The organism is Oribacterium sp., assembly GCF_057249185.1.
On record NZ_DBHIGR010000089.1, the window covers coordinates 1 to 8,984 of the forward strand.

Annotated in this window: 8 protein-coding genes; all 8 read left to right on the forward strand. The window is 44.4% G+C overall.

The annotated features are described in order from the left end of the window. Positions 1–167: 167 nt before the first annotated feature. The gene (locus ACO4PX_RS06270; protein ID WP_183683977.1) at positions 168–1,085 is read left to right on the forward strand and encodes an ABC transporter permease; all 918 of its coding nucleotides are present in this window, start codon (positions 168–170) and stop codon (positions 1,083–1,085) included. 10 nt (positions 1,086–1,095) lie between these two features. After that, positions 1,096–2,148 (forward strand): ABC transporter permease, encoded by a 1,053-nt coding sequence (locus ACO4PX_RS06275; protein WP_485572008.1) that lies wholly within the window; start codon positions 1,096–1,098, stop codon positions 2,146–2,148. A gap of 10 nt (positions 2,149–2,158) precedes the next feature. Continuing rightward, entirely contained in the window at positions 2,159–3,163 is a 1,005-nt protein-coding gene (locus tag ACO4PX_RS06280) for an ABC transporter ATP-binding protein (RefSeq protein WP_485572009.1), read from the forward strand. Then, positions 3,164–4,144: an ABC transporter ATP-binding protein gene (locus tag ACO4PX_RS06285; protein ID WP_183683980.1), complete on the forward strand. Its 981-nt coding sequence runs from the start codon at positions 3,164–3,166 to the stop codon at positions 4,142–4,144. Positions 4,145–4,303: 159 nt separating this feature from the next. After that, positions 4,304–5,980, forward strand: a complete 1,677-nt coding sequence (locus ACO4PX_RS06290) for a peptide ABC transporter substrate-binding protein (RefSeq protein WP_485572010.1) — start codon at positions 4,304–4,306, stop codon at positions 5,978–5,980. 140 nt (positions 5,981–6,120) lie between these two features. Then, positions 6,121–7,791: a peptide ABC transporter substrate-binding protein gene (locus ACO4PX_RS06295; RefSeq protein ID WP_315365624.1), complete on the forward strand. Its 1,671-nt coding sequence runs from the start codon at positions 6,121–6,123 to the stop codon at positions 7,789–7,791. A 105-nt stretch (positions 7,792–7,896) separates the two neighbouring features. Further along, positions 7,897–8,601 carry a UMP kinase gene (gene pyrH, locus ACO4PX_RS06300; RefSeq protein ID WP_183683983.1) on the forward strand — a complete coding sequence of 235 codons (705 nt, stop codon included), beginning with the start codon at positions 7,897–7,899 and terminating at the stop codon, positions 8,599–8,601. Between the two features lie 131 nt (positions 8,602–8,732). After that, the coding region (locus tag ACO4PX_RS06305; RefSeq protein ID WP_485572011.1) for a ribosome-recycling factor at positions 8,733–8,984 on the forward strand (252 nt) is incomplete at its 3' end.

Here is an 8,984-nt window from a genome sequence, read left to right on the forward strand (position 1 = left end):
GGTTGTGTCTTTTGATAAAATTAAAAAATTTATTGATAAAAAGAAAGATTCCAAGAATTGTCTAAAAAAAATGCAATCTGATGCCCAAAATTCATTTTATTGTGTCTTGAAAGTCCGGAGCATATCGTGTATATTTCTATGTAAATTCATTAAAGAAGGAGGGCGCTATGCCAAAGTATATTTTAAAAAGGGCGATTATGTCCTTAATTACAGCCTTTTTGGTAGCAACATTAACATTTTTTGTTATGAATATGGTTCCGGGAGGACCGTTCTTGTCCGAGAAGGCAGTAACGCCTCAGGCCCAGGCTGCTATGGAGGCGAAATATGGTTTGGATAAGCCCTTATTTCAGCAATACACCACCTATATGACCGGCATTTTAAAGGGAGACTTCGGTTTATCCATTAAGAAGAGGGGAAGAACGGTATCCCAGATTATCGGGACAAAGTTTCCGGTTTCCGCAAAGGTAGGAGGACTTGCACTAATCCTTGCAGTTTGCACCGGAATTCCTTTAGGGGCCGTAGCCGCATTTAACAGAGGAAAGTTTATTGATAACCTTTTGGTGGTTTTATCCACTGCGGGAATAGCCATTCCTTCCTTTCTGTCCTCTACGATTTTAATTTATATCTTCACCACGAAGTTAAAATGGTTGCCTTCTCTGGGCTTAAAGGATGCCCAAAGCTACATTATGCCGGTGGTGGCCTTGGCTTTATATCCCACCTTCTATATGGCACGATTGATGCGTTCTTCCATGCTGGATGTTATGGGGCAGGATTATATGAGAACCGCAAAGGCCAAGGGGGTTACAACTTTTAAAGCAATTTTCAAGCATGCCTTACGAAATGCAATCTTACCGGTAATTACTTATCTTGGACCCTTGCTTGCCGCTTTAATGACCGGTTCCTTCATCATTGAAAAGATTTTCAATATTCCGGGACTTGGTTCGGAGTTCGTAAGCTCTATTACCAGCCGAGATTATCCCATGATTATGGGAACCACCATTTTCCTGGCGGTATTTATTATTATCATGAACCTTTTCGTGGATATTGCTTATGCGATTGTGGATCCGAGAATTAAATTAAAGTAAGGAGAATAAAATGGAAGAAATAAAGAAAAATCCCTTGAGCCTTCAGTGGAGCTTGGAAGATTTTACTCCGGCTTCTGTGGAGGATAAGGAGTCTCTGGTCTTTATGAGAGAATCCGTAAGCTTCTGGAAGGACGGCTTGCATCGTTTCCGGAAAAATAAAATTGCCATGAGTGCTCTGTTTATTGTTTTTTTGATTACTATTTGCTGCTTTCTGATACCCGGCGTTTATCCCTATAAGTATGAACAGCAGATGAAGGGCTCGGAGCGTTTGGCTCCCATGCAGTACTCAAAGACGGAGCAGAAGCAAATTGATGCAGGGGAAAAGGTTTTTCCGCATCTTTTGGGAACGGATCAAAATGGTCGTGACTATATGATTCGTGTACTGGTAGGAGGAAGAGTCTCCATGACGGTAGGTCTTGTGGCTTCCGTTTTGATCCTGGTCATTGGCTCCATATTTGGGGCAATCGCCGGATACTTCGGCGGATTAGTGGATATGATCATGATGCGAATCGTGGATATTATCTACACGGTTCCCGACGTACTGATTATTATCCTCTTGGCCCAGACCTTGAAGTTCCCTCTGGAAGCATTGGCCAGCAAACCGGGCTTTGCCTGGATGCAAAAGCTTGGCTCCAATATGATTTCCATGTTTATCGTATTTGCTTTACTGTACTGGGTGGGAATGGCCAGAATCGTCCGTTCTCAGATTATGGTTTTAAAGCAGAGTGAGTATGTTACCGCGGCAAAGGCTTTGGGTGCAGGATCCGGTCGTATTATCTTTAAGCATTTGATTGTAAACTGTATCGGTACCCTGATTGTAACCACTACCTTACAGATTCCCAGTTCCATTTTTACCGAGTCCTTCCTTTCCTTTTTAGGACTGGGTGTACAGGCACCGATGCCATCTTTGGGATCTTTGGCCAGTGCCGCTTTAAACGGATTTCAAACCTATCCGGAAAAACTTTTTGCCCCGGCTTTCTTGATTTTTATTATCATTTTAAGCTTTAACCTTTTGGGAGATGGCCTGCGTGATGCCTTTGACCCGAAATTGAAACAGCAGTAAGGAGGAAAATATGTCCGGTCAATATCTTGTGGATATTCAAGAAGAGCGTTTATCCTTCTTTACTCCGGCGGGAGAGGTAAAGGCTTTAAATAACGTTACCCTGCAAATGCGCGAGGGAGAAGTTTTAGGAATTGTTGGAGAATCCGGTTCGGGAAAATCCGTTACCGCCTACTCCATTATGGGACTTACCGCCCAGAATGGTAAGATTGTGGGAGGCTCGGTAGAGTTTAATGGCCATAAAATCCACGAAATGAGTGAAAAGGAGCTTCGGAAGATTCGGGGGAATGAGGTCAGCATTATTTTCCAGGATCCCATGACCTCTTTGAACCCGGTATGGACTGTTGGGAATCAGATTGCGGAAGCGGTTTCCCTTCATACGGATAAAAAGGGAAGAGCGGCTATGGAGAGAGCCAAGGAGCTTTTGGAACTGGTTGGTATCAATGAGCCGGAGAAGCGATTAAAGCAGTATCCCCATGAGTTATCCGGCGGTATGCGGCAGAGAGTAATGATTGCCATCGCCTTAGCCTGTGAACCCAAGCTTTTAATTGCGGATGAGCCTACTACGGCCTTGGACGTAACTATTCAGGCACAGATTTTAGAGCTGATGCAGGAATTAAAACAAAAATTAGGGATGGGTATCATTATGATTACTCATGACCTGGGTGTGGTTGCCTCCATGTGCGACTATATTGCGGTTATGTATGCCGGTGAAATCGTGGAATATGGAACAACGGATGATATTTTCTATAATCCGAAGCATGAATACACCAAGGGACTGCTGCGTTCCATTCCCAAGTTCCATGAGCATGATTATTCCAAGCTGGTACCTATCGAAGGACAGCCGGTGGATCTTCTGAATCCCCCAAAGGGTTGCGGCTTTGCGCCAAGATGCAGTAACTGTATGAAGCTTTGTCTAACCCATAAGCCGGAGAAGAATCAGTATGAGGGTGTGCATTATGACAGATGTTTTATGCAACAGAAGGAAGACTTTTTGAAGGAAAGGGGGGAAGCATAAATGCCGGAGCGTTTATTAGAGGTAAGTCACTTAAAGCAGTATTTTCCTGTGGCAGGAAGCAATAAGGTGGTTAAGGCTGTGGATGATGTTTCCTTCTTTATCAATAAGGGAGAAACCTTTGGTCTGGTAGGAGAGTCCGGCTGCGGCAAAACTACAACAGGCCGTTCTATCCTTCGTTTAACAGAGCCTACCGGCGGAAGTATCACTTATGGCGGAGAAGTCATCTTTGATGCGGAAAAGAAAATCAAGAAGAATATGCTTCCCTACAGAAGGAAGATGCAGATTGTTTTCCAAGACCCTTACGCATCTTTGGATCCCAGAATGACTGTAGAGGATATTGTTGGGGAGGCTATAGATATTCATAAGCTTTGTAAGTCAAAGGCGGAGCGTAGAGAAAAAATTCTTTCTCTGCTTTCTACAGTAGGTCTGAACTCGGAGCATGCCAACCGTTATCCTCACGAGTTCTCCGGAGGTCAAAGACAGAGAATCGGCATTGCCAGAGCCCTGGCAGTGGATCCTGAATTTATCGTTTGTGATGAGCCGGTTTCTGCTTTGGACGTGTCCATCCAGGCTCAGGTGGTGAATATGTTTGAGGATTTGCAAGAGGAGCTGGGATTGACCTATCTCTTCATCGCCCATGATTTATCTATCGTAAATCATATTTCCTCCAGAATCGGGGTAATGTATCTGGGGCATTTGGTGGAGCTGGCGGATAGTGATACCATCACCTTCCATTCACTGCATCCTTATACCAAGTCCTTAATTTCTGCGGTTCCCATTGCAGATCCAAAGGTGGCCAGAGCATCCCATAGAATTATTCTTTCGGGAGATGTCCCATCCCCGGTAAATCCGCCATCAGGTTGTCCCTTCCGCACCCGTTGTCCCTATGCAGACGGTCTATGTGCGGAGAAGAAGCCGGAATTTAAAGAGGTGGAAAGCGGACATTTTGCAGCCTGTCATCATTTAGACAGGGTGAATTAAGAGATAAAGCCATACTGTCATAATAGGAATAACAGTAAGGTGGGGTGTTTAATCCTGTTGCAATACATGAGGTTTAGGAGTGATTCGAAAGCTTATGAGCAACGAATAGGCTCCTTCCTATATAGACACTATGACCAATTTTTTAGAAGGGAGAATTTTATGAGAAAAGCAAAGTACCTACTTCCCATTGCGGCCTTGAGTTTGGCCTTTTTGGTATCCTGTGGTGGAGCCGATAAGAGCAAACAGGAATCTGCAAAGGGAGAGAGCGGCAGCCAGGCTGCTGAGGCTTCTGAAGCTTCCGAAGGTGGAGAGCTTAATGTTCAGGTTGGTTCCTCTCCGGAAACCATGGATCCTGCTTTAAACTCTGCATCTGATGGAGCCACCTATATTCTGCATGCCTTTACCGGATTACTCAGCATTGACAAGAATTCCGATGTTGTGCCCGGACTTGCGGAAAAATGGGAACATTCCGATGACGGACTTACTTGGACTTTTCATCTTCGTCCCGACTTAAAGTGGTCTGACGGAACGGATTTAACGGCAGAGGACTTCGTATATAGCTGGAAGCGCTTGGCAGATCCCGCCTTGGCAGCTCCCTACGGATATGATTTACTAAGTGTGGTGGCAGGTTATGAAGAGGCTTCCAACGGGGATCTGGATGCTTTACAGGTTTCCGCTCCGGATAAAGATACCTTTGTGGTAAAGCTAAGTAGCCCCTGCACCTTCTTTGATCAGATTGCAGCATTTGTTTCTACAGCTCCCGTACAGAAAAAGACGGTAGAAGAAAATGGAGATGCCTGGGCAACAAAGCCGGAAACTTATGTCAGCAGTGGACCTTATCGAATGACGGAATATGTGGATGGGGATAGAATCGTTTATGAGAAGAATCCATATTATTATGACAAGGATAATATCACCTTTGATAAGATTGTTTGGCATCTGATTGAAGATGGAAACTCTGTTTATACCGCTTACAATCAGGGAGAATTGGATTTGGCAAAAACCCTTCCTTCCGAGGAAATTCCAAGCCTTAAGGGAAATGAGGAATTTCACTTGGAACCGATGATGGGTACCTATTATATCAGCTTTAATACACAGAAGGCTCCCTTTAACGATCCTAAGGTAAGAGAGGCTCTTTCCTTAGCGGTAGATAGAGACTATGTGGCCAATACCATTATGCAGGGAACCTATACTCCTGCAAACAATCTGGTTGGTCCCGGAATCAGTGATGCCGGGGAGAACTCCTCCTTTGAAGAGGTGACCAAAGAAAAGTACGGTAATTTCTTTGATAACAGTAAATACGAAGAGAACCTTGCAAAAGCCAAGGAATTACTGGCTGAAGCAGGCTATCCAAACGGACAGGGCTTCCCTGCATTTTCCTACCTGACCAATGATGCCAGCTACCATAAGCCTGTAGCAGAGTACCTGCAAAATGCTTGGGGGCAGCTGGGACTGACCATGAACATCGATATCCAGGAGTGGAAGACTGTAACCGCAAATCGCCGTTCCGGAAACTATGATGTGGCAAGAAACGGTTGGGTAATGGATTACAACGATCCTTCCAATATGATTAACCTCTTTGAAACCGGAAACGGTAATAATGACGGTAAGTACAGCAATCCGGATTTTGATGCTTTGGTGGACAAGGCGAGAAAGACTGCAAATGTAGAGGAGCACTATGATTATCTGCATCAGGCGGAGCAGGTTCTGTTAAAGGACTATGGCGCTTGCCCTGTGGCTTACTACACGGAGTTTTATCTGGAGAAGCCAAACTTAAGCAATGTTTGGCATACCCCAACGGGATATTTCCTGTTTATGTATGGTAAAAAAGCTTAAAAGAAATTTAAAAAGTATATAAAAGAAAAACGGTCGGGCATTGTCCTGACCGTTTTTATATGGTAGAATCTCAAAGGTTTTTAACTTAACGATTGTTTCAAGTTTTTCGAAACGCTTCGTTTCATTGAAGAGGAGGAGTAATGAAGAAAAAAATTTTTCTGGGACTTTCCATGGCTGTAGCTGTATCCTTGGCGGCTTGCGGAGGACAAAAATCAGCAGACAACGGAAAGCAGGGAAGTGATGCAACAAAGGCGGAGGGAGCAGAGGCTTCCGATAATTCCGTATTAAACGTGGAAATCGGACCACCCCAAGAGACAATTGATCCTGCATTAAACAACGCCAGAGAAGCGGCAAACATGATTAACCACACCTTTGAAGGACTTTTACGCTATGATAAGGACGGAAGCATCGTTCCCGCTCAGGCGGAAAGCTATGAGAAGAGTGATGACGGATTAACTTATACCTTCCATTTACGGGATGGCTTAAAGTGGTCTGACGGTACTGATTTAACCGCTAAGGATTTTCTTTATTCTTGGAAGAGAGTAGCCGATCCTGCCACTGCGGCGCCCTATGCGGAAGAGCTTTTGGGCATGGTGAAGGGCTATAAGGAGGCCTCTGCAGGCAATCTGGATGCTTTGGGAATAGAAGCACCGGATGATAAGACCTTTGTTATTCATCTTGCCTATCCCTGTAGCTATTTCGAGCAAATCTGTGCTTTTGCAGTAATGGTTCCGGTACAGGAGGCTACCATTGAAGCAAACGGAGATGCTTGGACCAACACTGCCGAGACTTACGTTTCCAACGGTCCATACTATGTATCCGCCTATACCCAGGATGAGCAGTATGTTTTGACCAAGAACCCGAATTACTGGGATAAGGATAACGTTACCTTTGAAACCATTAACTGGCTTTTGGTAAAGGACTCCAATGCAGCTTATACCGCTTACAATCAGGGAGACCTGGATTTCTCCAGAGATTTCCCGAAGGAGGAGTTAGAGAGTGTTCAAAAGACAGCGGATTATCATATCGATCCCCTGCGCGGAACCTATTTTATGATTTTCAACTGCAATAAGGAGCCTTTCAACAATCCTAAGGTGAGAGCAGCATTATCCTTGGCATTGGATCGTGATTATATTGCCAACAGCATTATGCAGGGGCTTTACAGTCCGGCAACCAACTTCGTGGGAACCGGTGTTTCCGATGCGGAGGAAGGAAGTTCCTTTGAGAAGGTTACCGAGGAAAAGTATGGTAATGCATTTGATTTAAAGGGTTATGACGCACAGCTTGCAAAGGCAAAGGAGCTTTTGGCTGAGGCAGGTTACCCCAACGGAGAGGGCTTCCCTGCATTTACCTATTCCACCAATGATACGGATTATCATAAGCCGGTAGCGGAGTATGCTCAGGATGTATGGAAAAAGGAGCTTGGATTAAATTGCTCTATCAGCATTTTGGAGTGGGCAAGCTTTACGGCAGACCGTCGTTCCGGAAACTTTGATATTGCAAGACAGGGATGGCTTTATGACTGGGATGATCCTGCCAATATGTTAAATCTTTTGGTAACAACCAACGGAAACAACGACGGTAAGTATTCCAGCACGGAATATGACTCCATTATGGATAAGGCAAAGACCCTTACGGATAAGGCAGCTTACTATGATGCTATGCATGAGGCAGAGCAGTTAGCTCTTAAGGATGCCGCTATTGCGCCTATCGCCTACTACAATGATACCTGGTTACAGAAAGAGAATTTAAAGAATGTATGGCATCATCCAAACGGTTTCTGGTATTTCATGCATGCTACAAAGGAATAATTAAGGAATCATTCGTAAAGTTTATTTTTACAGGAAAAAGCCTCGGAAGAATTGCCGAGGCTTTTTTTGTATGGTAAACTAGGGAAAGTCAAAAGGGAGGTTAGTATGCCAAATAGAAGAGTGATGTTAAAGCTTTCCGGAGAAGCCCTGGCAGGGGAAAAGCACTTCGGATTTTCCGATGATGTGATTTTTGCCGTTGCCAAGCAGGTGAAGGAAGCCGTAAGCCAAGGGGTGGAAGTTGCCATTGTGATTGGCGGAGGCAATTTCTGGAGAGGAAGACAGTCGGAGCAGGTGGACCGCTACAAAGCAGATCAGGTGGGGATTTTAGCCACCATGATGAACTGTATTTATGTCTCTGAAATTTTCCGCATCAGCGGATTGAAAACAAAGATTATGTCCTCCATTGCCGTAGGAGATATGGCGGAGCTTTTTTCCAAGGATAAGGCGGTGAAGGCTTTGAAAAAAGGACAGGTGGTATTTTGCGCCGGAGGTACGGGACATCCCTTCTTTTCTACGGATACCGGAGTAGTGCTTCGGGCATTGGAATTGGAATGTAAGGAGATTCTTTTGGCTAAGGCCATTGACGGCGTTTATGATAAGGATCCCAAGAAGTTTCCGGATGCAAAGAAATATGAAAGCTTAAGCATTGATGAGGTAGTGGAGAAAAAACTGCAAGTAATTGACCTGTCCGCATCCATTCTTTGCTTGGAAAACAGACTTCCCTTGTCCGTATTTTCTTTAGAAGAGGAAGATGGTATTGCCAAGGCTCTTTTGGGAGAGCATAGAGGAACCAGAGTTACAGCGGATTGAGTTTCAAAAAGAATCATTGTCCTATAAACGAGATATCGCACGCTTTGCGAGCGATACTCGTTATGAATAAAGCTTTGTTCCATGAAATGAAGCTTTAGTATACAAGATAAGAAGAGCCGGAGGAAAGAAAGATGGATGATCAATTTACCATTTACATTGAGAAGATGCACAAGACTCACGATAACCTGATGAGTGAGCTGGGAACTATTCGTGCAGGAAGAGCCAACCCCCACGTTTTAGACCGTATTATGGTGGATTACTATGGTACACCCACCCCGATTCAGCAGGTAGGAAACGTATCTGTGCCGGAGGCGAGAATACTACAGATTCAGCCTTGGGATAAGTCTGTTATGAAGGAAATTGAAAAAGCAATCAATATGTCT